The organism is Streptococcus sp. k-402 (genome assembly GCF_013277515.1).
GTDB lineage: Bacteria > Bacillota > Bacilli > Lactobacillales > Streptococcaceae > Streptococcus.
Window position 1 is genome coordinate 19,936 of the sequence record NZ_VMNB01000004.1, and the last position, 23,926, is coordinate 43,861.

General features: G+C 39.1%; 26 protein-coding genes. 21 read left to right on the forward strand and 5 right to left on the reverse strand.

The features are described 5' to 3' along the window. Window positions 1–118: 118 nt before the first annotated feature. The gene (locus tag HT724_RS02820; RefSeq protein WP_164226936.1) at window positions 119–655 is read right to left on the reverse strand and encodes a biotin transporter BioY; all 537 of its coding nucleotides are present in this window, start codon (window positions 653–655) and stop codon (window positions 119–121) included. A 723-nt stretch (window positions 656–1,378) separates the two neighbouring features. On the opposite strand from HT724_RS02820, the gene HT724_RS02825 reads away from it, so the two are divergent. Genes HT724_RS02825 through HT724_RS02835 form a run of 3 tightly spaced genes read left to right on the forward strand, consistent with a single transcriptional unit; the run spans window position 1,379 to window position 4,478 of the window. Beyond that, window positions 1,379–3,361, forward strand: a complete 1,983-nt coding sequence (locus HT724_RS02825) for an ABC transporter permease (RefSeq protein WP_173275095.1) — start codon at window positions 1,379–1,381, stop codon at window positions 3,359–3,361. Continuing rightward, complete coding sequence (locus HT724_RS02830) at window positions 3,358–3,981, forward strand: ATP-binding cassette domain-containing protein (protein ID WP_000151033.1); 624 nt, start codon at window positions 3,358–3,360, stop codon at window positions 3,979–3,981. The genes HT724_RS02825 and HT724_RS02830 overlap by 4 nt, the downstream gene beginning before the upstream one ends. Then, entirely contained in the window at window positions 3,978–4,478 is a 501-nt protein-coding gene (locus HT724_RS02835) for a hypothetical protein (protein ID WP_173275098.1), read from the forward strand. The genes HT724_RS02830 and HT724_RS02835 overlap by 4 nt, the downstream gene beginning before the upstream one ends. Before the next feature lie 165 nt (window positions 4,479–4,643). On the opposite strand, the gene gor is transcribed toward HT724_RS02835, so the two are convergent. Next, window positions 4,644–5,990: a glutathione-disulfide reductase gene (gene gor / locus HT724_RS02840; RefSeq protein WP_061758997.1), complete on the reverse strand. Its 1,347-nt coding sequence runs from the start codon at window positions 5,988–5,990 to the stop codon at window positions 4,644–4,646. A 287-nt stretch (window positions 5,991–6,277) separates the two neighbouring features. Between gor and HT724_RS02845 the strand changes: the two genes are divergently transcribed. From HT724_RS02845 to HT724_RS02875, 7 genes are all read left to right on the forward strand, one after another. After that, on the forward strand, window positions 6,278–7,483 hold the full coding sequence (locus HT724_RS02845) for an efflux RND transporter periplasmic adaptor subunit (RefSeq protein WP_173275101.1): 1,206 nt from the start codon (window positions 6,278–6,280) through the stop codon (window positions 7,481–7,483). After that, complete coding sequence (locus HT724_RS02850; protein ID WP_173213720.1) at window positions 7,467–8,168, forward strand: ABC transporter ATP-binding protein; 702 nt, start codon at window positions 7,467–7,469, stop codon at window positions 8,166–8,168. The genes HT724_RS02845 and HT724_RS02850 overlap by 17 nt, the downstream gene beginning before the upstream one ends. Window position 8,169: 1 nt before the next feature. Next, entirely contained in the window at window positions 8,170–9,429 is a 1,260-nt protein-coding gene (locus HT724_RS02855; protein WP_173275104.1) for an ABC transporter permease, read from the forward strand. A 123-nt stretch (window positions 9,430–9,552) separates the two neighbouring features. Continuing rightward, window positions 9,553–11,550 (forward strand): methionine--tRNA ligase, encoded by a 1,998-nt coding sequence (gene metG, locus HT724_RS02860; RefSeq protein WP_173275107.1) that lies wholly within the window; start codon window positions 9,553–9,555, stop codon window positions 11,548–11,550. 132 nt (window positions 11,551–11,682) lie between these two features. Continuing rightward, on the forward strand, window positions 11,683–12,003 hold the full coding sequence (locus tag HT724_RS02865; protein WP_000665422.1) for a PadR family transcriptional regulator: 321 nt from the start codon (window positions 11,683–11,685) through the stop codon (window positions 12,001–12,003). A gap of 3 nt (window positions 12,004–12,006) precedes the next feature. Continuing rightward, the gene (locus tag HT724_RS02870; RefSeq protein WP_173275109.1) at window positions 12,007–12,822 is read left to right on the forward strand and encodes a hypothetical protein; all 816 of its coding nucleotides are present in this window, start codon (window positions 12,007–12,009) and stop codon (window positions 12,820–12,822) included. 74 nt (window positions 12,823–12,896) lie between these two features. Continuing rightward, on the forward strand, window positions 12,897–13,823 hold the full coding sequence (locus HT724_RS02875) for an aldo/keto reductase family oxidoreductase (protein ID WP_173275112.1): 927 nt from the start codon (window positions 12,897–12,899) through the stop codon (window positions 13,821–13,823). Window positions 13,824–14,218: 395 nt separating this feature from the next. On the opposite strand, the gene HT724_RS02880 is transcribed toward HT724_RS02875, so the two are convergent. Together HT724_RS02880 and HT724_RS02885 are read right to left on the reverse strand one after the other, a co-directional pair. Continuing rightward, window positions 14,219–14,866: a hemolysin III family protein gene (locus tag HT724_RS02880; RefSeq protein ID WP_138705908.1), complete on the reverse strand. Its 648-nt coding sequence runs from the start codon at window positions 14,864–14,866 to the stop codon at window positions 14,219–14,221. Further along, window positions 14,863–15,309: a DUF1836 domain-containing protein gene (locus tag HT724_RS02885; RefSeq protein WP_173275115.1), complete on the reverse strand. Its 447-nt coding sequence runs from the start codon at window positions 15,307–15,309 to the stop codon at window positions 14,863–14,865. The genes HT724_RS02880 and HT724_RS02885 overlap by 4 nt, the downstream gene beginning before the upstream one ends. 134 nt (window positions 15,310–15,443) lie before the next feature. On the opposite strand from HT724_RS02885, the gene HT724_RS02890 reads away from it, so the two are divergent. The 7 genes from HT724_RS02890 (at window position 15,444) to trxB (ending at window position 19,795) form a co-directional block, all read left to right on the forward strand. Next, a complete protein-coding gene (locus HT724_RS02890) occupies window positions 15,444–15,938 on the forward strand; it encodes a GNAT family N-acetyltransferase (RefSeq protein WP_173275118.1) in 495 nt (164 codons plus the stop codon). Next, window positions 15,938–16,447, forward strand: coding sequence for a methylated-DNA--[protein]-cysteine S-methyltransferase (locus HT724_RS02895; RefSeq protein WP_173275121.1), 510 nt, complete (start codon window positions 15,938–15,940; stop codon window positions 16,445–16,447). Before HT724_RS02890 ends, HT724_RS02895 begins: the two co-directional genes overlap by 1 nt. Window positions 16,448–16,459: 12 nt before the next feature. Next, a complete protein-coding gene (locus HT724_RS02900; RefSeq protein ID WP_173275124.1) occupies window positions 16,460–16,816 on the forward strand; it encodes an arsenate reductase family protein in 357 nt (118 codons plus the stop codon). A gap of 157 nt (window positions 16,817–16,973) precedes the next feature. Further along, window positions 16,974–17,774: an amino acid ABC transporter permease gene (locus tag HT724_RS02905; RefSeq protein WP_001103449.1), complete on the forward strand. Its 801-nt coding sequence runs from the start codon at window positions 16,974–16,976 to the stop codon at window positions 17,772–17,774. After that, window positions 17,774–18,517 (forward strand): amino acid ABC transporter ATP-binding protein, encoded by a 744-nt coding sequence (locus HT724_RS02910; protein WP_000590965.1) that lies wholly within the window; start codon window positions 17,774–17,776, stop codon window positions 18,515–18,517. The genes HT724_RS02905 and HT724_RS02910 overlap by 1 nt, the downstream gene beginning before the upstream one ends. A 76-nt stretch (window positions 18,518–18,593) precedes the next feature. Beyond that, window positions 18,594–18,818, forward strand: a complete 225-nt coding sequence (locus HT724_RS02915) for a DUF4059 family protein (protein WP_000926599.1) — start codon at window positions 18,594–18,596, stop codon at window positions 18,816–18,818. Window positions 18,819–18,883: 65 nt separating this feature from the next. Continuing rightward, entirely contained in the window at window positions 18,884–19,795 is a 912-nt protein-coding gene (gene trxB, locus HT724_RS02920; RefSeq protein ID WP_173275127.1) for a thioredoxin-disulfide reductase, read from the forward strand. Between the two features lie 112 nt (window positions 19,796–19,907). Here the strand turns inward: trxB and HT724_RS02925 are convergent, their stop codons facing one another. Beyond that, window positions 19,908–20,093: a hypothetical protein gene (locus tag HT724_RS02925; RefSeq protein ID WP_173275130.1), complete on the reverse strand. Its 186-nt coding sequence runs from the start codon at window positions 20,091–20,093 to the stop codon at window positions 19,908–19,910. 231 nt (window positions 20,094–20,324) lie between these two features. Between HT724_RS02925 and rpiA the strand changes: the two genes are divergently transcribed. Genes rpiA through HT724_RS02945 form a run of 4 tightly spaced genes read left to right on the forward strand, consistent with a single transcriptional unit; the run spans window position 20,325 to window position 23,601 of the window. After that, window positions 20,325–21,008 (forward strand): ribose-5-phosphate isomerase RpiA, encoded by a 684-nt coding sequence (rpiA, locus tag HT724_RS02930; RefSeq protein ID WP_173275133.1) that lies wholly within the window; start codon window positions 20,325–20,327, stop codon window positions 21,006–21,008. A gap of 13 nt (window positions 21,009–21,021) precedes the next feature. Beyond that, on the forward strand, window positions 21,022–22,233 hold the full coding sequence (locus tag HT724_RS02935) for a phosphopentomutase (protein ID WP_173275136.1): 1,212 nt from the start codon (window positions 21,022–21,024) through the stop codon (window positions 22,231–22,233). Between the two features lies 1 nt (window position 22,234). Continuing rightward, on the forward strand, window positions 22,235–22,795 hold the full coding sequence (locus HT724_RS02940; RefSeq protein WP_173275139.1) for a DUF1697 domain-containing protein: 561 nt from the start codon (window positions 22,235–22,237) through the stop codon (window positions 22,793–22,795). Next, window positions 22,792–23,601, forward strand: a complete 810-nt coding sequence (locus HT724_RS02945; RefSeq protein WP_173275142.1) for a purine-nucleoside phosphorylase — start codon at window positions 22,792–22,794, stop codon at window positions 23,599–23,601. The genes HT724_RS02940 and HT724_RS02945 overlap by 4 nt, the downstream gene beginning before the upstream one ends. Window positions 23,602–23,926 lie beyond the last annotated feature (325 nt).

Here is a 23,926-nt window from a genome sequence, read left to right on the forward strand (position 1 = left end):
AAGTCAGTCACATATATAATCCAAGGTGAAGCTGACGTGTTTGAAGAAATTTTTGAAGAATATAAGTTGTCAAAATGAAAGAAAAGGATATTGAGTCATGGCAACTCGATATCTTTTTTTAGTTAGCAAAGTAAGCCTGATTTTTAAGGCGTTGAAGTAGTGGACGGCTAATAATACTAATAGCAATAATTTTACCAAGATCTGGGATGATAAAGGGAAATACCCCCACAACAAGAGCTTTTTCAAATGCCATTCCAGCTAGGAAATGCAAGCTAAGAATCCCTCCGATAAAGACAAGGGCATCACCCAAGAGGTTGGCAAGAAAAATCTTGACAACACCACTCTTGCTGTTAGTTAGGGAAGAAGTAAGTCCAGAGTATACAAGATAAAACCAAAGATAGCCTGCAGTGGGACCAACCAACGCCTGCAATCCAGCTCCACCTCCTGCAAAAACAGGAAGACCGATGGCACCTAGAAGAAGATAAAGTCCAACAGAAAGTACAGCCTCTCTGGGTCTAAAGACAGTAGCAATCAAGCCGATTGCAAAGTTTTGCAGAGTGAAGGGGACGGGTCCAATTGGAAGACTGATTTGTGCCAAAACAGCAATGAGAGCAGCCCCAATAGCAGGGATAGCATAAACGTGAGCTTTTTTCAAAATAGTTAACCTCTTTTATAATGTATAGTAACTATTATACTCGTAGAGTAATCATTGTCAACCAATTTTTAAAAACAAGATAACAAAAACTGTAACAGCCGATTTGATTCACAAGAGAAGTTGGATAATTGTTTTTTATCGATTTGTAAATTGCCTTTATAGATAATCTCATTTTATCAATAAAAAATATACTATAAATACTTGACAAACTAAAATATTAGTATTAAATTAATATTATAAACGCTTACAAATAAATGTGTTCAATTTTAAAATAGAGAATTATTACTGAGTTTTTGTCAAATATTATAATTCAAGGAGAAGTAAAATACAAAAAATTTACTAAGAAGAAGTTCATTTTGCTGGCTACAAGTTTTTTCAGTTTTGGATTTGCTACTACAGCTAGTGTTGGTAGTGAAACTACAGCAATCCCAGTTCTATATCCGATTATTGATTTATGGAAGTATGGTGTAAGTGATAGCTATGGTTATTCGAATTACTTTGTTAGTTCTTCAAATAATATTAGTTCAGAGTCATCAGTAACGAATATTTTGGGAACGTTAAAGTTCACGATAAAAAAGATTATAGATGGACATTTTCAAGCAAAAAATTTGAAATGATGTTCGATTAAATGCACATTGGGATTATTATAGATTTTAAAAAATAATTTATGAAAACAAGAGACCCAATTATAAAATAGAGTCTTTTGTCATATGGTAATTGCTTATGAAATTAAAATTATGTATCATTGGATTCTTCTTTTGTTTGATTGCTACAATTGGTCTGGTCACTATTAGTGATACCGAAATCCCCATACCTTTACCAATTGATGGTGCTTTTTCTATCCAAGGAAAAAGTAATCTTTCTAATAACGAAATATACGAAATGGTTCGTGACTTATCAAAAACGGAAAAGGTTACCATTTACAAGCCAATCGTTCAGAGTTCGGGTCAGTTGAAGTATGTAAACTTTGATGATGTAAATAATGAACAATTAAAGTCCGCACCAATAATAGGGATGTATTACACCCTTGGGAAAATGGATATAGATAGTTTGAAACCACTTACGATGACGGGGTTGCAAACAGTATATATGGCTTATCCTTGGTATATAGGAGGAATCTTACAATTTACTGGAACTTTAAGAATACTGTTAATGAGTTCGATTTACTTAACTTTATTAGTTGTGTTATTTGTTGTTAGGACGAGGCAGATTAAAGAAGGAGTGATACGACGTTCTTTGGGCTTGCCTGTATATGATCTAAGAAGAGAGTATGGCATTTCTCTTATTTTTGAACTGATTATGATGGCTTTATTGATGATTTCTTACAGTTCTTTTTTGGGGAATGGTTTCTTCACCTATAGTTCTAAGTTATTTTTCTCTCTGCTTTTAACGAATTTTATACTATTTCAAATCATTGATCTCATTACTTTTGTTTTATTTTGGTTGACGATTCAGGTTGAAAAGCCTATTGAAATTATTAAAAACAAGGCGAAAAATAAACTTATTTTTGTCGTATGGCTTGCCATTATTTCGATTATCATCATTGTCTCAGGAATTTTTTTACAAGAAACAAAGAGTAGTCAATCCAGTATTAACATCCAGCTACAGAATTTAGTACCATGGGACACAGTAAAAGACTGGAGAAGGATTGAGTTCCTTGGAATTGAAAGTAACTCTACTAAAAATGGAGAAGTTAATGATTCGGATGGTCAGTATCTACAGATAGCTGCTGCCTTAAAAAACTTAGATTATTTATATATAGACCGATCTAAGGCATATGTTCCAGATTTCATGAAAACATCTCATGTTTTAGAAGACTTTTCTAAACAATTAGAAAATGACGGAATAACGAATCCAGAAATAAATAAAGAGTTGATTTATATCAATCAAACAGGTGCTAACCTACAAAATAAAGTGAATGGAACAAACTATCATCTTTTAGATAATAAGATAGCAACCATCTATATTCCTGAGAAATGGAAAGAAAATCAGAAATCTATTGAAAATACAGTTGTAGCAGAACAATTTATTGGAACAAACTATACAAAAGAAGAAATTGCAGTACAAATAATTCCTGATGGGAAAAAAATTTTTTATTTTAATGAAGATGCTGATGATAATCATAAAATGAAAGAGTTTTTACCAATCGCAAGTGTAGCAGATAGTAAAGATAACATTGTTGTTGTGTTAGATACGGACAAAATGATTGAAAACAACAAGTTTTCTTTGGCTAGTAATATAACATATAAGTCTCTTTTTAGTCCTGAGGCGGTAAATAAAATAAATGAAATGGCTAGCCAGTTGAATTTTTCAATGAATCCAGTAGATGTTTACCAAATTGTGAAATTAAAGATCCAGTCCTTAGAGCACCAAATTCTACTTTCACAAATTTTGCAGAAGATAATTTACAGTATTGTCTTTATACTCATTTATCAATATGTCCAACTTTATATTGCCCTAAAACAGAATGAATATGTGAAAAAAATTATTTTGGGTCTGTCAAAAACATATATAGCAATTTCAAGTCTCAAGTATTTTATGATGACTATTACAATAGTTATCCTATTTACATTTCTTATGACAGGTCAAATAGAGTTGCTATATATTGGTCTCGCTTCTCTGCTCGTTTTGATGTTGTCAATAATCATGAGTTTTAGAAAATTATCTGAAAGCTATACTAAAATTTTAAAAGGAGATGAAACATGACAATTGACCTTTTGAACGTTTCAAAAAGTTTCGGCTCAAAAAAGATCTTTACAGACTTAAATTTAAAATTTGAATCTGGAAAAAGTTATGCATTGATTGGAGGTTCTGGCTCTGGTAAAAGCACCCTTCTTAACATTATAGGAAGATTAGAAAAAATTGACAGTGGGAATGTTTTAGTTGATAAACAAGATATTTGGAAGATAAAAGAAAGAACTTTTTTTAAAAATACTGTTGGATATGTATTTCAGAATTATTCTTTAATAGATAACAAAACAGTATATGATAATTTGAAACTTATCACTAAAGACAAAAAAACAATAACTGATGTACTTGAAAAAGTAGGACTGTCAAGTGACTATTTACATCAAAAAATATACGAATTGTCTGGTGGGCAGGCTCAACGTGTAGCTATTGCCAGAATGTTAATGAAACCACGTAAAATTATCTTAGCAGATGAGCCTACAGGAGCTTTAGATGGTGAGATTGGAAAAGAAATTATTCGTTTATTATTGAATGAAAGAGATGAAGATAAATATGTCATTATAGCGACGCATGATCCAGCTGTCTATAACGAAGTTGATGTGATCATTGATATGAAAGATATAGGGGATAATGTATGAAAAAGATAATTTATATTGCTTTGATCTTTGTAGCTGGAATGCTTGCCATTTTCTTCTTTGGAAAACAAATGATCACAAAAGAAAATACCAATAAACCAACACTGGAGTTAATAGTCTATACGCTTTCTTCTAGTGATACAGAAAAATGGAATAAAGTGAAACAAGTAGAAACGGAAGAAGCTACATATATCATAACTGTGAAAGAAGTAGCGTCTTCAGAAGAAGTATTTTCAAACATCATTGCAAATGGAGCTGCTGCGGGGTTCGGAGTTCGTGAAGAAGAAGTGAAGCAATTTAATAATAATTTAGGAGACACTATTGAGGACTCTAAGCATAATAAACTCATTGGAATAGAATTTTTTACTTTTTCTAATGCTGACGAGGGATTTGTAGTAGCAAATTTTGACTACGGTAGTGAAGAGTTGAATTCTCAGAAAAAAGATATTAAAGAGTTATATAAAAAAATATATGAATCTTTTAAAGAAAAGAATAAATGATTGTGTTATAATCCTTATATTTTGTTATGGTTTGTTAATTGATTTTTGCATATCTTATTTCAACATACTATAAAATAAAACATAAGAAAACGAGTATCTCCAACTACGGAAATACTCGCTTTTTGATATTTAGAAGTGTTTTTTGCTCTGCTTCTTTTGTTTCGATTAACGCATGGTTACAAATTCTTCGGATGCAGTTGGGTGAATCGCCACAGTTGCATCAAAGTCTGCCTTGGTTGCTCCCATTTTGATAGCAACAGCAAATCCTTGAATCATTTCATCAACACCGTAGCCAATTCCATGAAGTCCGACAACTTTTTCTTCTGAACCAGCTGTGATCAATTTGAAACGTGTTTCTTGACGGTTGCCAGTGCAAGCAGAGTACATAGAAGTAAAGCTTGATTTGTAAACCTTGATTTGGTCTTGGCCGTATTCTTTAATAGCTTGCTCTTCTGTCAATCCAACAGTTCCGATAGCAGGGTGTGAAAAGACAACAGTTGGAATAGTTGAGTAGTCCATTTTTGCAGTTGTTTTTCCGTTAAAGAGACGTTCAGATAAAGTACGCCCAGCCTTGATAGCAACTGGAGTCAGTTCTTTTTCACCTGTTACATCACCTAGAGCGTAGATTCCTTCAACAACAGTATTTTGGTATTCATCCACTTGGATAAAGCCATGTTCGTTTAGAGTCACTCCAGCTTTTTCAAGTTGCAAGCCCTTAACGTTTGGACGGCGACCAGTAGCCCAGATAACTTGGCTAGCTGTGTGACTAGTACCATCTTCGAAATGAATGGTAATGCCGTCAGTAGTTTTTTCTAACTTGACAGGGACTTTGTGAGTATGAAGTGGCAAGTTTGTTCTTTCCATTTCCTTGACCAAACCTTCAACGATATAAGAATCAAAACCACGTAAAGGACGATCGCGGCGAACAAAGAGATCTGTCTTGACACCAAAGGTGTGGAGTACGCCAGCCAATTCGACGGCGATATAACCAGCGCCTAGAATAGCAACTGACTCTGGCAATTCTTCCCAAGCAAATACATCATCAGAAGAACCACCTAGCTCAGCACCAGGAATATTTGGAATACTTGGATGGGCACCAGTAGCAATCACGATATGTTTGGCACGAATCAGTTCACCATTTACGCTGACAGTATGAGAATCTACAAATTCCGCATGACCTTCAATCAAGTCTACACCGTTGCGTTTAAAACTGCCATCATAAGAAGAACGAGCGCGATCAATGTAGGCTTCACGATTACGACGTAGGGTTGCAAAGTCAAAGTTAAGATCAGTAGTCTTAAAGCCGTAGTCTTGTCCAAATTGATGGAAAGTCTCAGCGATTTGCGCCCCGTACCACATGATTTTTTTAGGAACACAACCGACGTTGACGCAAGTTCCACCTAGTTTCTTTTCCTCAATAACGGCCGCTTTGGCTCCGTGTTCACCAGCACGGTTCATGGTAGCAATTCCTCCACTACCTCCACCGATAGCAATGATATCGTATTCTCTCATTGTAAACTCCTTTGTACTCTTTTAAATAGTAGAGTGTCATTTTTTGATAGTCATATTCTATCTTTTTTTTGATTTGATTGCAAAAATCTGCTACGTACAAAAAATTGCAAAAAAGCTTGCCAAATAAGTCAAAATAATGTATTATATAACTAGTACAATAGAAAAGGAGGATTTCCGAACGATTGTTTAATCCTGAACTGTCATTATTTCCATCTGAACTGCATTGTTTGCTGGAGGGAAATCTGGTATAATAGCAAAGTATTGTAAAAAAGAAAAGGAGTTTCATTATGAAGAAAAAGAATGGTAAAGCTAAAAAGTGGCAATTGTATGCAGCAATTGGTGCTGCGAGTGTAGTTGTATTGGGTGCCGGGGGGATTTTACTCTTTAGACAACCCTCGCAAACTGATGTTAAGGATGAAACGCCACATCTAGTAGTGGCAAAAGAGGGAACTGTTGCTTCGTCGGTTTTATTGTCAGGAACAGTGACGGCAAAAAATGAACAATACGTTTATTTTGATGCTAGCAAGGGAGATTTAGACGAAATCCTTGTTTCTGTGGGCGATAAGGTCAGCGAAGGGCAGGCTTTAGTCAAGTACAGTAGTTCAGAAGCCCAGGCGGCCTATGATTCAGCGAGTCGGGCAGTAGCTAAGGCAGATCGTCATATCAATGAACTCAATCAAGCACGAAATGAAGCCGCTTCAGCTCCGGCTCCTCAAGCCTCTGCGCCAGCAGGAGGAGAAGATGCAACGGTGCAAAGCCCAACTCCAGTGGCTGGAAATTCTGTTGCTTCTATTGACGCTCAGTTGGGTGATGCCCGTGATGCTCGTGCAGATGCAGTAGCGCAATTAAGCAAGGCTCAAAGTCAGTTGGATGCAATGACGGTTCTCAGTACCCTAGAGGGAACTGTGGTCGAAGTCAACCACAATGTTTCTAAATCTCCAACAGGAGCTAGCCAAGTAGTCGTTCATGTCGTAAGTAATGAAAACTTGCAAGTTAAGGGAGAACTGTCTGAATATAACCTCGCCAACCTATCTGTAGGTCAAGAAGTAACTTTTACTTCTAAAGTTTACCAAGATAAGAGCTGGACTGGTAAGATTAGCTATATCTCTGATTACCCTAAAAACAATGGCGAAGCAGCAAGTACAGCTGTAGCAGCAGGCGGTAATTCTAGTTCTAAATATCCATATACCATCGATGTTACAAGTGAAATCGGTGATTTGAAACAAGGATTCTCGGTAAGTGTTGAGGTCAAGAATAAGAGTAAAGCCATTTTGGTTCCTCTAACAAGTGTTGTGACTGAAAATGATAAGAACTATGTCTGGGTGCTTGACGAGCAGAAAAAGGCCAAGAAAGTGGAAGTTGGTTTGGGCAATGCTGATGCAGACAACCAAGAAATCACTTCAGGTCTGACAAATGGAGTCAAGGTCATCAGTAATCCAACGTCTTCTCTAGAGGAAGGAAAAGAGGTGAAGGCTGATGAAGCAACTAATTAGTCTAAAAAATATCTGCAGAAGCTACCGTAACGGTGACCAAGAACTGCAGGTTCTCAAAAATATCAACCTAGAAGTGAATGAGGGTGAGTTTGTTGCCATTATGGGACCATCTGGTTCTGGTAAGTCTACTCTCATGAATACGATTGGCATGTTGGATACACCAAGTAGTGGAGAGTATTATCTTGAAGGTCAAGAAGTGGCTGGACTAGGTGAAAAACAACTAGCCAAGGTCCGCAACCAACAAATCGGTTTTGTTTTTCAGCAGTTCTTTCTTCTATCTAAACTCAATGCTCTGCAAAATGTAGAATTGCCCTTGATTTACGCAGGAGTTTCGGCTTCAAAACGGCGCAAGTTAGCTGAGGAATATCTAGATAAGGTTGAATTGACTGAGCGTAGTCACCATTTACCTTCGGAATTATCTGGTGGTCAAAAGCAACGTGTGGCTATTGCGCGTGCCTTGGTAAACAATCCTTCTATTATCCTAGCAGACGAACCGACAGGAGCCTTGGATACCAAAACAGGTAACCAAATCATGCAACTATTGGTTGACTTGAACAAAGAAGGAAAAACTATTATCATGGTAACGCATGAGCCTGAAATCGCTTCTTATGCTAAACGCCAGATTGTCATTCGAGATGGAGTTATTTCATCTGATAGTGCACAGTTAGAAAAGGAGGAAAACTAAGATGCAGAATCTGAAATTTGCCTTTTCATCTATCATGGCTCATAAGATGCGTTCTTTGCTTACCATGATTGGGATTATTATAGGTGTTTCATCAGTTGTTGTGATTATGGCTCTAGGTGACTCCCTATCTCGTCAACTCAACAAAGATATGACCAAATCTCAGAAGAATATTAGTGTCTTTTTCTCTTCTAAAAAAAGTAAAGATGGGTCTTTTACTCAGAAACAATCAGCTTTTACGGTTTCTGGAAAAGAAGAGGAAGTTCATGTTGAACCACCAAAACCGCAAGAATCTTGGGTCAAGGAGGCAGCCAAACTCAAGGGAGTGGATAACTACTATGTAACCAACTCAACGAACGCCATTTTGACTTATAAAGATAAAAAGGTTGAAAATGCTAATTTGACAGGTGGAAACAGAACTTATATGGAGGCTGTTAATAATGAAATTCTTGCGGGACGTAGTCTGAGAGAACAAGATTTCAAAGAATTTGCAAGTGTCATTTTGCTTGATGAAGAATTATCCATTAGTTTATTTGGCTCTCCTCAAGAGGCTATTAACAAGGTTGTAGAAGTCAATGGATTTAGTTACCGGGTTATTGGGGTTTATGCTAGTCCAGAGGCTAAACGTTCAAAAATATATGGTTTTGGCGGCTTGCCCATTACCACAAATATCTCCCTTGCTGCGAATTTTAATGTAGATGAAATAGCTAATATTGTCTTTCGAGTGAATGACACAAGCTTGACTCAAACTCTGGGTCCAGAATTAGCACGAAAGATGACAGAGCTTGCTGGCTTGCAACAGGGAGAATATCAAGTGGCAGATGAGTCAGCTGCATTTGCAGAAGTTCAACAATCGTTTAGTTTTATGACGACGGTTATTAGTGCCATTGCAGGAATTTCTCTCTTTGTTGGAGGAACTGGTGTTATGAACATTATGCTGGTTTCTGTTACAGAGCGTACCCGTGAGATTGGTCTCCGTAAGGCTTTGGGTGCAACACGTGCCAATATTTTAATCCAGTTTTTGATTGAATCCATGATTTTGACCTTGTTAGGTGGCTTGATTGGCTTGACAATTGCAAGTGGTTTAACTGCCTTAGCAGGTTTGTTATTGCAAGGTTTGATTGCGGGTATAGAAGTTGGAGTATCAATTCCAGTTGCCCTATTTAGTCTTGCAGTTTCGGCTAGCGTGGGTATCGTTTTTGGAGTCTTGCCAGCCAACAAGGCATCGAAACTTGATCCAATCGAAGCCCTTCGTTATGAATAAGATCAACAAGATGGACATTCGTCTATCTTGTTTTTGTATAGATTTCCCTATCGAAAATCCTTAAAAATGTGATATAATGAAGTATTATAAAAACAGGTTTCATTTGCCTGGAAAGGAAAAATTATGTCTGAAAAGAATTTTTATATTACAACGCCGATTTACTATCCATCTGGGAAACTTCATATCGGTTCTGCCTACACAACCATCGCCTGTGATGTCCTAGCCCGTTACAAACGCCTAATGGGCTACGATGTCTTTTATCTGACAGGTCTTGATGAGCATGGTCAAAAGATTCAACAAAAAGCGGAAGAAGCTGGCATTACACCACAAGCCTATGTTGATGGAATGGCAGTTGGAGTTAAAGAACTCTGGCAATTACTAAATATTTCATACGATAAATTTATCCGTACAACTGATGACTACCACGAAAAAGTTGTCGCACAGGTCTTTGAGCGCTTGCTGGCTCAAGATGATATTTACTTGGGTGAATACTCTGGCTGGTATTCAGTATCAGATGAAGAATTCTTTACAGAAAGCCAGCTTGCAGAAGTATTTCGTGATGAAGCTGGAAATGTGACTGGCGGTATTGCTCCATCAGGTCACGAGGTTGAATGGGTATCCGAAGAATCATACTTCCTTCGCCTCAGCAAATACCAAGATCGTTTGGTGGACTTTTTCAAGTCCCATCCTGAATTTATCACTCCAGATGGTCGTCTGAATGAAATGCTTCGCAACTTCATCGAGCCAGGTTTAGAGGATTTGGCAGTTTCTCGTACAACCTTTACCTGGGGTGTTCCAGTACCATCAAATCCTAAACACGTTGTCTATGTTTGGATTGATGCCCTGCTCAACTATGTGACAGCTCTTGGTTACGGTCAAGACGAACATGGTAACTTTGACAAGTTCTGGAATGGCACAGTCTTCCACATGGTAGGAAAAGACATCCTTCGTTTCCACTCAATCTACTGGCCAATCCTTCTTATGATGTTGGATGTTAAATTACCTGACCGCTTGATTGCCCATGGTTGGTTTGTCATGAAAGACGGCAAGATGTCTAAGTCTAAAGGGAATGTCGTTTACCCTGAAATGCTAGTAGAACGTTATGGACTCGATCCACTTCGTTACTACCTCATGCGTAGCCTTCCGGTTGGTTCAGATGGAACCTTTACTCCTGAAGACTACGTTGGCCGTATTAACTATGAATTGGCCAATGACCTTGGGAACCTCCTCAATCGTACGGTTTCTATGATTAACAAGTACTTTGATGGACAAATTCCAGCCTATGTAGAGGGTGTAACAGAGTTTGATCATGCTCTTGCTGAGGTTGTAGAACAATCAATCGCAGACTACCATACACACATGGAAGCAGTTGACTACCCACGTGCTCTTGAAGCAGTCTGGACTCTGATCTCTCGTACCAATAAATACATCGATGAGACCGCCCCATGGGTCTTGGCCAAGGATGAAGCTCTTCGTGACCAATTGGCAAGTGTCATGAGTCACTTGGCAGCTAGCCTTCGTGTCGTTGCTCACTTGATTGAGCCGTTTATGATGGAAACTAGTCGTGCAGTTTTGACTCAACTTGGTTTAGCAGAAGTTGCTAGCCTTGAGAACTTGAGCTTGGCTGACTTCCCAGCAGATGTGACTGTAGTTGCCAAAGGAACACCAATTTTCCCACGTCTCGATATGGAAGAAGAAATCGCCTATATCAAGGAACAAATGGAAGGCAACAAACCAGCAGTCGAGAAAGAATGGAATCCAGATGAAGTTGAACTCAAACTAAACAAGGAAGAAATCAAGTTTGAAGACTTTGACAAGGTCGAAATCCGTGTCGCAGAAGTCAAAGAAGTGTCTAAAGTAGAAGGTTCAGATAAGTTGCTTCAATTCCGCCTGGATGCTGGTGATGGCGAAGATCGTCAAATCCTCTCAGGAATTGCAAAATACTATCCAAATGAACAAGAATTGGTCGGCAAGAAAGTTCAAATCGTTGCCAATCTCAAACCACGTAAAATGATGAAAAAATATGTCAGCCAAGGTATGATCCTATCAGCTGAACATGATGGAAAATTAACCCTTCTCACAGTTGATCCAGCTGTACCAAACGGAAGTGTGATTGGGTAAAATAGACAGGACTAGTTCATGCTAGTTCTGTTTTTTATTTCAACTATTATGCTTTACAAACTAGTGTAAAAGTGGTATATTATTGATGAAGCTACTAGTAGGTATTACAAAATAGATTAGAAGGGGGAAGGGATGAAGGAAACTCAGCTATTAAAAGGTGTTCTTGAAGGTTGTGTCTTGGATATGATTGGTCAAAAAGAGCGATATGGTTATGAGTTGGTTCAGACTTTGCGAGAGGCTGGATTTGATACTATCGTTCCAGGAACTATTTATCCTTTGTTGCAAAAGTTAGAAAAAAATCAATGGATAAGAGGCGACATGCGCCCGTCGCCAGATGGTCCAGATCGGAAGTATTTTTCGTTAACTAAAGAAGGAGAAGAGCGTGTCTCGGTCTTTTGGCAACAATGGGACGATTTAAGTCAAAAAGTTGAAGGGATTAAGAATGGGGGGTAAACCATGAAGAAAATGAAGTATTACGAAGAAACAAGCGCTTTGCGGCATGAGTTTTCTGAGGAGAATCAAAAGTATTTTGAGGAGCTGTGGGATAGTTTTAATCTTGCTGGATTTCTCTATGACGAGGACTATCTCAGAGAGCAGATTTATTTGATGATGTTAGATTTTTCAGAAGCAGAACGAGATGGCATGAGTGCAGAGGATTATTTAGGTAAGAATCCTAAAAAAATAATGAAAGAGATTCTCAAGGAAGCACCCCGCAGTTCTATCAAGGAGTCCCTTTTGATACCAATTTTTGTCCTAGCGATATTACGTTACTATCATCTACTGGGTGATTTTTCTAAAGGTCCTCTCTTAACAGTCAATTTGCTTACTTTTTTAGGGCAACTTCTTCTTTTTCTGATTGGATTTGGGCTTGTGGCTACAATCTTACGTTGGGGCTTAGTTCAAGATTCTCCTAAAATGAAAATTGGCACCTATGTTGTCGTTGGGGTTCTTGTTCTGCTAGTCGTTCTGGGATATGTAGGAATGGCAAGCTTCGTACAAGAAGGAGCCTTTTATCTTCCTGCTCCCTGGGATAGTTTCCTTGTCTTAACGCTTTCTCTAGTCATCAGTATTTGGAATTGGAAAGAAGCGGTCTTTCGTCCCTTTGTCAGTATGATTGTTGCCCATCTTGTTGTAGGGTCTCTGCTCCGTTACTATGAGTGGATGGGCATTTCAAATGCTTTCCTCACAAAGATTATTCCTTTAGTTGTTCTCTTTATTGGAATCTTTCTCTTGTTCCGTGGGTTTAAGAAGATAAAATGGAGTGAAATATAGTCAAAAAGCCGTTGCAAAGCGGTTTTTTGTTATAATGAAGGGAAGAATGTTAAAAATTAAAGGAGAAAAATTTGATGAGATACATAACTCTTGGTCAAGATGACAAAGAATTATCAGAAATTGTTCTCGGAATGATGAGAATAAAAGATAAGTCTGTAAAAGAAGTTGAAGAGCTTGTAGAAACAGCACTTTCTGTTGGAATCAATGCTTTCGACTTGGCTGATATATATGGTCGTGGTCGTTGTGAAGAACTGTTAGGTCTTGTCCTAAAAAATCGTCCAGATTTAAGAGAAAAGATGTGGATTCAGTCCAAATGTGGCATTCGCATTGAAGAATTTACCTATTTTGATTTTTCAAAAGAGTATATATTACAATCAGTTGATGGGATTTTAGAAAGATTGCAGGTTGATTATTTAGATAGCTTGCTTCTTCATCGACCAGATGCTTTGATGGAATCTGACCAAGTAGCAGAAGCATTTGATTTCCTTTATAAACAAGGTAAGGTTCGAAATTTTGGAGTTTCTAATCAAAATCCTATGATGATGGAGTTGCTTAAAAAAGATGTCAAGCAGCCGTTAGCTGTTAATCAGCTACAATTGAGTGCGGCTTTTACTCCAGGATTCGAATCAGGTTTTCATGTTAATATGGAAGATAGTCAAGCAGCTATGCGAGATGGCAGCATTTTTGAATATTGCCAATTACACGATGTGGTCATTCAAGCATGGTCTGTCTTACAATTCGGGTATTTTAAAGGGAATTTTGTTGGAAACGAGAAATTTCAAGCTTTAAATCAAGTACTTGATCGTTTAGCTATTAAATATGGAGTAACCTCTTCAACTATTGCCATTTCTTGGATATTACGTTATCCAACAAAAATGCAGGCAGTCGTAGGTACAACAAATCCTAAGCACTTGAGAGAAGTTAGCCAAGCAGCAAACTTTAGCTTAACCAGAAAAGAATGGTATGAAATTTATCTTGCAGCAGGGAATGATTTACCTTAGGAGAAAATGCATTTAAAGAAATCATAGTCAAAAAAACGTTGGAAAACGGTTTTTGTTATGTGAGCATTGGCCTGTCTTGATTCGTTAGGCACGGTTCATTAACAAAATAAAAGAGCAAACTAGGAAACTAGCCGCAGGCTCAAAACACTGTTTTGAGGTTGTAGATAAGACTGACGAAGTCAGTCACATATATACGGTAAGACGACGCTGACGTGGTTTGAAGAGATTTTCGAAGAGTATAACTATTCTGATTTACATACTATCAGGTAAGAAGTATCCCATAATTGACGGCACGCTAGTAGCTACTATAAAATGGACTAGAGTACTTTTTTGATTGGGTATAAAACATCATAGAGAATAAAAAATAGGTTAGGATTCTTTGTTCTAACCTATTTTTACATGTAATAAACAATAGCGATGTATTGGAGGGCAGATGCTGCTAGGATAAAGAGATGCCAAATCATGTGGAAATAAGGTTTTTTCTTGGCGTAAAATCCAGCCCCAACTGTATAAGAGAGTCCGCCAGTTACCATGAGACTCCAAAAAATTGGTGTCGTTTGACTGATAATGGCAGGAATGATAGCCAGAACCAACCAGCCCATAATCAGGTAAAGAGCAAGGCTAAATTTTTCATTGACTTTTTTAGCAAGGATTTTATAGAGAATACCAAAGATGGTCGTTCCCCATTGGATAGCAATAATCAGATAGCCAAACCAGTTATTCATCAAGGTTAAGACGACTGGCGTATAAGAGCCTGCGATAGCCACATAAATCATAGAATGGTCAATAATTCTCAAGACGTATTTGTGGGTCGAACCATAGGCCATAGAGTGGTAAATGGTGGATGAGAGGAACATGAGAAAGAGACTAATAACGAAAATGGAAACGCCGATAGAGGATAAAAATCCGTGTGTCTCATAACTATAGGTGGATGAAATGGGGAGTAAGATGAGCATGATGACTGCACCTACGGCATGGGTCACGCTATTAGCAATCTCCTCTCCAAAACTGAGTTGTTTGCTGAGTTTAAGACTAGTGTTCATTGGATTACCTCCTCTTGAGTATGATGGATTAAGGCTAGAGTTTGATGATAGAGTTTAACAGTTTGGCAGCTGGTTTGGATGATAGGGTTAGCTGGGTCAACTCCTTGGTTCATGTAGTCCACAAAAGCATCGTAGAGTTGCTCTGAACTTGCTTGACTTTGTAGAGTATTCAGTGTCTGGGCTATTTCTTGAATAGAGAATACCGACTTGAGGGTTGTGATAGCAATCAGACGGGCAATCTGTTGGCGTTGGTATTTTTTCTTATCAGGCTTTGTCAGGTAACCATGTTTGACATAGTTATTGACCATGGATGCTGTTAGTACCTTGTCTTTATCAAGAGAGATAGGGGCGCAGACCTGATTGACATAGAGTAACACCTGGTCCAGATAGAGGTCAATGTTTGGAATTTCTGTCCATTTTGGGTAGGAAAAGGTAGTTTTCATTTCCAACTCCTTTTTATCTAGTTTTGATAACTAGATTATAAAATAATAAAAATAGAAAGTCAAGTTTTAACTGCTTGTGAAAAGGCTTAAATTATGCTATGATGGGAGAAAGTAGTCAGAAATGAGGAGAAAAGATGGAAATTCGTTTAGCTTTTCCAAATGAAGTAGATGCCATCATGCAGGTGATGGAGGATGCTAAAAAATGTTTAGCGAATGCTGGTAGTGACCAGTGGCAAAATGGTTATCCAAATGTTGATATTATTATTGAAGATATTATCTCAGGTCAAGCCTACGTAGCCTTGGAAGAGGGAGAACTGCTAGCCTATGCTGCTGTGACCAAGAGTCCAGAGGAAGTCTATGAAGCCATTTATGAAGGACAATGGCAAGCTGGAGAGTCAGAGTATCTAGTCCTTCACCGTATTGCTGTAGCTGCAGATGTCCAGGGACAAGGAGTTGCTCAAACCTTTTTAGAGGGCTTGATTGAAGGTTTTGACTATCTAGATTTTCGCTCAGATACGCATGCAGAAAACAAGGCTATGCAACATATTTTTGAAAAGCTTGGATTTAAACAGGTCGGAAAAGTTCCAGTTGATGGCGAACGCTTGGCCTATCAAAAATTGAAGAAATAATGCAAAAGAAGTACGTAAAAAAGCTCTACTTTTCGCCAATAGGAACCTTGTCTTTGGTTGCCGACGAGCAATATCTGTATGGCATTTGGGTGCAGGAGCAGAAGCATTTTGAGAGGGGGCTAGGAGATGAGACGATAGAAGCAGTTGTTAGTCATCCCATTTTAGACCCAGTTATTGCTTGCTTAGATGCTTACTTTAAAGGCAAGCCTCAAGATTTATCATACTTGCCCTTGGCGCCAATCGGAACGGATTTTGAAAAGCGGGTCTGGGCCTACTTACAGGGAATTCCTTATGGTCAGACAGTGACCTATGGACAAATAGCTCAAGAGCTACAAGTGGATTCTGCTCAAGCAATTGGTGGAGCAGTGGGGCGCAATCCTTGGTCTATCCTAGTACCTTGTCATCGTGTGCTAGGAGCAGGTAAGCGTCTGACAGGGTATGCTGCAGGAGTGGAAAAGAAAGCTTGGCTCTTGGAGCATGAAGGCGCAGATTTTAAAGATATAAAATAGAAAGTGAAAGACATGTTAGAATTTATCGAATACCCAAAATGTTCAACTTGTAAAAAAGCAAAACAAGAATTAAACCAACTCGGTGTGGACTATAAAGCCGTCCACATCGTAGAAGAAACCCCCAGCCAAGAAGTCATTTTAAATTGGCTAGAGACCTCAGGGTTCGAGTTGAAGCAATTTTTCAACACTAGTGGAATCAAATATCGTGAATTAGGGTTGAAAGATAAGGTAGGAAGCCTGTCAAATCAAGAAGTGGCTGAGTTGCTAGCAAGTGACGGTATGTTGTTAAAACGACCAATTTTAGTAGAAAATGGAACTGTTAAGCAAATCGGTTATCGAAAAGCTTACGAAGAATTGGGATTGAAATAGTTTTTATCTATCTCTTTGATAGATAAAATATATAGCCTCCCTGTTTCAAAGTATGATAAACTAGTAGGTAGACAAAGTCTGTATCTGACCGTAGCAAATAATTTCATTGACGGCAGAAGTATGGTAGAATGAATCATTATCAGGAGAGGATGTTTTTATGAATGTTACAACGATTTTAGCATCAGATTGGTACCAAAACTTGATGCAATTGATTCCGGATGGCAAGCTTTTTAGCTTGCGTTCGGTCTTTGATGGAATTCCGAGAATTGTCCAACAACTTCCAACAACGATTATGTTGACAATTGGTGGTGCTCTTTTTGGCTTGGTTTTGGCGCTTCTTTTTGCCATTGTGAAGATCAATCGTGTCAAGATTTTATATCCCTTGCAGGCCTTCTTTGTTAGTTTCTTAAAAGGGACACCGATTTTGGTGCAACTCATGTTGACCTACTACGGAATTCCTTTGGCTTTGAAAGCTCTCAATCAGCAATGGGGAACTGGTCTCAATATCAATGCGATTCCAGCCGCTGCTTTTGCGATTGTCGCCTTTGCCTTTAATGAGGCAGCTTATGCTAGTGAAACCATTCGTGCAGCCATTCTCTCAGTTAACCCTGGTGAGATTGAGGCGGCACGTAGTCTGGGGATGACCCGAGCACAAGTTTATCGTCGAGTGATTATTCCAAATGCAGCAGTTGTGGCGACTCCAACCTTGATTAACTCCCTCATCGGCTTGACCAAGGGAACTTCTCTAGCCTTCAGTGCGGGTGTTGTGGAAGTCTTTGCCCAAGCTCAGATTCTGGGTGGAGCTGATTACCGCTATTTTGAACGCTTTATCTCCGTTGCCCTTGTTTATTGGGTAGTCAATATCGGAATTGAAAGCCTAGGTCGTTTCATCGAGAGAAAAATGGCTATTTCTGCACCCGATACAGTGCAAACAGATGTGAAAGGAGACCTTCGTTAATGATTAAGATTTCGAATTTAAGCAAATCCTTTTCAGGACAGACTGTCTTGGATCATCTGGACTTGGATATTCAAAAAGGGGAAGTTGTAGCCTTGATTGGTTCTTCAGGAGCTGGAAAATCAACCTTCCTTCGCAGTCTCAATTATCTTGAAACACCTGACAGTGGCTCTATTCAGATTGATGATTTTTCAGTTGATTTTTCTAAAATCACTCAAGAAGAAATCCTTGCCCTACGCCGTAAGCTGTCTATGGTTTTCCAACAGTTTAATTTGTTTGAACGCCGCACAGCACTTGATAATGTGAAAGAAGGCTTGGTTGTTGTCAAGAAATTATCTGACCAAGAAGCAACCAAGATTGCCAAGGAAGAGTTGGCTAAGGTTGGACTTTCTGACCGTGAAAACCATTATCCTCGTCATTTATCAGGTGGACAGAAGCAACGGGTTGCCTTGGCGCGTGCTCTCGCTATGAAACCAGATGTCTTGCTCTTGGACGAACCAACTTCAGCCCTTGACCCAGAATTGGTCGGAGAAGTAGAAAAGTCTATTGCAGATGCTGCTAAGTCAGGTCAAACCATGATTTTGGTCAGTCATGACATGTCCTTTGTAGCCCAAGTGGCTGATAAGATTCTCTTCTTAGATAAGGGGAAAATCATCGAGTCTGGAACACCGGATGAGATTATCCACCATCCTAAAGAAGAGCGGACAAAAGAATTCTTTGCTAGTTACAAACGGACTTATATTTGATATAATAGATAAAGAAAACTCAGTTAGCTGGACTAGCTGAGTTTACTCTTTAAAAAAGATAGAAATGAGAGAAATCATGCTACTGCAACTATTTTCTTTATATTTCGAGAGTTTGATCTTGACCACCATCCTTGTCCTGATTTTTTTAGGGATTTGGATTGGACTGAGAGCCATGTCGGGAGTTGATAAGACAGCCAAGGCGCGCCAAGCCCATCTCTATGATATGATTATGATTGGAGTCTTGGTTGTTCCAGTATTATCCTTTGCGGTTATGAGTTTAATTCTTGTTTTCAAGGCATAATCCTTGCTTGATTGACAAGAAAGAGTTAGAATAAAGGTAGTTACAACAAGAAAGAAGGAATCTATATGTACGATACTATTATTATCGGTGCTGGACCTGCAGGTATGACTGCAGCCTTGTATGCTGCTCGAAGCAATCTGAAAGTAGCCTTGATTGAAGGTGGTCTGCCAGGTGGTCAGATGAATAATACATCTGATATTGAAAATTATCCAGGATATGCCAATATTAGTGGGCCTGAATTGGCTGAAAAGATGTTTGAACCACTTGAAAATCTCGGTGTTGAGCACATTTATGGTTATGTTGAAAATATAGAAGACCATGGTGATTTTAAAACAGTGATGACCGATGACCAAACATATGAAACTCGTACAGTTATCGTAGCGACTGGTTCTAAACACCGTCCTTTGGGAGTGCCTGGAGAAGAAGAACTGAACAGTCGTGGTGTTTCCTACTGTGCCGTGTGTGATGGTGCCTTCTTCCGTGACCAAGATTTGTTGGTAGTTGGTGGTGGAGATTCAGCTGTTGAAGAAGCCCTCTTCTTGACTCGTTTTGCCAAGACTGTTACCATTGTTCACCGTCGTGACCAACTTCGTGCCCAAAAGGTTTTACAAGACCGCGCCTTTGCGAATGAGAAAATCAGCTTTATCTGGGATTCTGTAGTGAAGGAAATCAAGGGTGAAAACAGAGTAGAATCTGTCGTTTTTGAAAATGTGAAAACAGGTCAAGTGACAGAACAAGCTTTCGGTGGTGTCTTTATCTATGTTGGTTTGGACCCTGTTAGCGATTTTGTTAAAGAATTGAATATCCAAGATCAGGCTGGATGGATTGTGACAGATAATCACATGAAAACTGCAGTTGACGGTATCTTTGCGGTTGGAGACGTTCGCTTGAAAGACCTTCGCCAAGTAACAACAGCAGTTGGAGATGGAGCTATCGCTGGTCAAGAAGCTTACAAATTTATCACAGAACATAGTTAATTATAAAAACGCATAGTATCAGATTTACAAAAAATTTGACACTATGCGCTTTATTGTGGGAAAATTAATTTCATTTTCTACTGAAATTGAGTTTTGCCAGCCTCTTATATTTTTAGAAAAATCCTTTAATCTTTCCAACGAGGCCATCAAGACCTTCAGAACCAGAAATCAACTGCTGAGCTTGAGAGAAGTATTCTCCAAGTTGGTCTTGGTTTTCTGCAACAAATGTCTTTGCAGCTTCGAAATCTTTTGTTTCGATTAATTTTTTTACTTGGTTAAACAAATCTAATGGGTTCATCCTATTTCTCCTTTTCTATACTTACCTATTTAATCATCTTTATGGTAAAAAATCAACTGTTGCTACTTTTGGCTAGGACCTGTTTTTATCTACAAGTTCTCATAACTAAGATTCTGACTACCAAAACAAGGTAGACATAAAAATAAAAATGTTCGGTTTTTTCTAGTGTATCCATGAAATAAAAACGGATACATGTTATAATAGAAATAGCTCTTTAATGGAGGTGTTTGAGTGGAAAATCTGAAGAAAATGGCAGGTATCAAGGCTGCTGAGTTTGTCAAGGATGGCATGGTAGTCGGACTTGGAACGGGGTCTACTGCCTATTATTTCGTAGAAGAAATCGGTCGTCGGATTAAGGAAGAAGGGTTACAGATTACAGCTGTAACGACTTCTAGTGTGACCACTAAACAGGCAGAAGGCCTTAATATCCCGCTCAAGTCTATTGACCAAGTAGACTTTGTCGATGTGACGGTTGATGGCGCGGATGAAGTGGATAGTCAGTTTAACGGCATCAAAGGCGGTGGCGGTGCCCTTCTGATGGAGAAGGTTGTTGCGACACCATCAAAAGAATACATTTGGGTGGTGGATGAAAGCAAGCTGGTCGAAAAACTAGGTGCTTTTAAATTTCCTGTGGAAGTGGTGCAGTATGGTGCAGAGCAGGTCTTCCGTCATTTTGAACGAGCTGGCTACAGACCAAGTTTCCGTGAAAAAGATGGTCAACGTTTTGTGACCGATATGCAGAATTTTATCATTGACCTTGCCTTGGATGTCATCGAAGATCCAATTGCTTTCGGACAAGAATTGGACCATATCGTTGGTGTTGTAGAACACGGCTTATTCAATCAAATGGTGGATAAGGTCATCGTTGCTGGACGAGATGGAGTTCAGATTTTAACTTCAAAAAAAGGAAAATAGAAGGGGGCATAAGATGTCTAAATTTAATCGTATTCACTTGGTGGTACTGGATTCTGTAGGAATTGGTGCTGCACCAGATGCTAATAACTTTGTCAATGCAGGGGTTCCAGATGGTGCCTCTGACACACTGGGACACATTTCAAAAACAGTTGGTTTGAATGTGCCAAACATGGCTAAAATTGGTCTTGGAAATATTCCTCGTGAAACTCCTCTTAAGACTGTACCGGCAGAAAGCAATCCAACTGGATATGCAACAAAATTGGAAGAAGTATCCCTTGGTAAGGATACCATGACTGGGCACTGGGAAATCATGGGACTCAACATTACTGAGCCTTTCGATACTTTCTGGAACGGATTCCCAGAAGAAATCTTGACAAAAATCGAAGAATTCTCAGGACGTAAGGTCATTCGTGAAGCTAACAAACCTTACTCAGGAACAGCCGTTATCGATGATTTTGGACCACGTCAGATGGAAACTGGAGAGTTGATTATCTATACTTCAGCTGACCCTGTTTTGCAAATTGCTGCTCACGAAGACATCATTCCTCTGGATGAATTGTACCGTATCTGTGAATACGCTCGTTCGATTACCCTTGAGCGTCCTGCCCTTCTTGGTCGCATCATTGCCCGTCCATATGTTGGTGAGCCAGGTAACTTCACTCGTACGGCAAACCGTCGTGACTTGGCTGTATCTCCATTTGCACCGACTGTTTTGGATAAATTGAATGAGGCTGGTATCGATACTTATGCTGTTGGTAAAATCAATGATATCTTTAACGGTGCTGGTATCAACCACGACATGGGCCATAACAAGTCAAATAGCCATGGAATTGATACACTATTGAAGACCATGGGACTTGCTGAATTTGAAAAAGGATTCTCTTTCACAAACTTGGTTGACTTTGATGCCCTTTACGGCCACCGTCGTAATGCTCACGGTTACCGTGATTGTTTGCATGAGTTTGATGAACGCTTACCTGAAATTATCGCAGCCATGCGAGAGAACGACCTTCTCTTGATTACTGCGGACCACGGGAACGACCCAACTTACGCAGGAACAGACCACACTCGCGAATATATCCCATTGTTGGCTTACAGTCCTGCTTTTAAAGAAAATGGTGTCATTCCAGTAGGACATTTTGCCGATATTTCAGCGACTGTTGCCGATAACTTTGGTGTGGAAACTGCCATGATTGGGGAAAGTTTCTTAGATAAATTGGTATAAAATGACGCACTATGCTTTGCTAGTTAGGGGTATTAATGTTGGCGGCAAGAATAAGGTCTTCATGGCGGAGCTTCGTCAAGAACTGACAGAGTTGGGACTAGAAAAGGTTGAAAGCTACATCAACAGTGGTAATATTTTCTTTATTTCGACAGCCCCAAAAGTCAAATTGATTGAAAGGTTAGAGGCTTTCTTTGGAACTCGTTATCCATTTATTCAGAGCTTTTCTTTACTGGGTCAAGAAGACTATGAAGCAGAAGTGGAGAATCTACCAGCTTGGTGGAGCGAAGACTTGGCACGAAAAGATGTCCTCTTTTACACTGAGGGTTTGGATGTGGAGCAAGTCATCACGACAGTTGAAAGTTTAGAGCTGAAAGATGAGGTGCTTCATTTTGGAAAACTTGGGATTTTCTGGGGAAAATTCTCTGAGGAAACCTACTCTAAGACTGCCTATCACAAGTACTTGCTCAAGATGCCTTTCTATCGCAATATTACCATTCGCAATGTCAAAACCTTTGACAAAATCGGTCAAATGCTAAAAACTAATAAAGGAGACACACAATGACATTTTTAGATAAAATCAATGAAACAGCTGCTTTCCTGAAGGACAAGGGAATCCAAACGCCTGAGTTCGGTCTAATCCTTGGGTCAGGACTTGGAGACTTGGCAGAAGAAATCGAAAATCCAGTTGTAGTAGACTATGCTGAGATTCCAAACTGGGGCCGTTCAACAGTAGTTGGTCACGCTGGTAAATTAGTATATGGTGAACTGGCAGGTCGCAAGGTCTTGGCTCTTCAAGGGCGTTTCCATTTCTACGAAGGGAATCCTCTGGAAGTTGTGACTTTCCCAGTACGTGTCATGAAAGTTCTTGGATGTGAAGGTGTCATTGTGACCAATGCAGCTGGTGGTATTGGTTATGGCCCTGGTACTTTGATGGCAATCTCAGACCATATCAACATGACAGGGCAAAATCCATTGATGGGTGAAAACTTGGATGATTTTGGTCCACGTTTCCCTGATATGTCTAAAGCCTACACACCAGAATACCGTGCTACTGCCCATGAAGTGGCTAAAAAACTTAATATCAAGCTTGATGAAGGTGTCTATATCGGTGTAACTGGTCCGACTTATGAAACACCAGCAGAAATCCGTGCCTATAAGACATTGGGAGCAGATGCAGTTGGTATGTCTACTGTTCCTGAAGTTATCGTGGCAGCCCACTCAGGCTTGAAAGTTCTGGGAATTTCATGTATTACTAACTTTGCGGCTGGTTTCCAAGAAGAACTCAACCACGAAGAAGTTGTGGAAGTAACCGAACGTGTTAAAGGTGACTTCAAGGGCTTGCTGAAAGCGATTCTTGCTGAATTGTAAGAAAAAAGACTTAAAAGGAGGAATACCTCTACCTTTTCATGATTGACTGCCTATCAGGGTCAAAGAAGAAATATAAGTATACTATGAGGTTCTTCCTGCTCTTATAATTGAAAGAAGCGGAAGAATAGATATGTTTGCGTCTGATAGTTAGCATTGTGAAAGACAAGATTCTAGGATACTAGCATTAGCTTCCTACCAAGCAGACTAGGATGATAAGGAAAGATAAGAATGAATTTATACTCAATGAAAATCAAAGAGCAAACTAGGAAGTTAGCCACAGGTTGCTCAAAACACAGTTTTGAGATTGTAGATAAGACTGACGAAG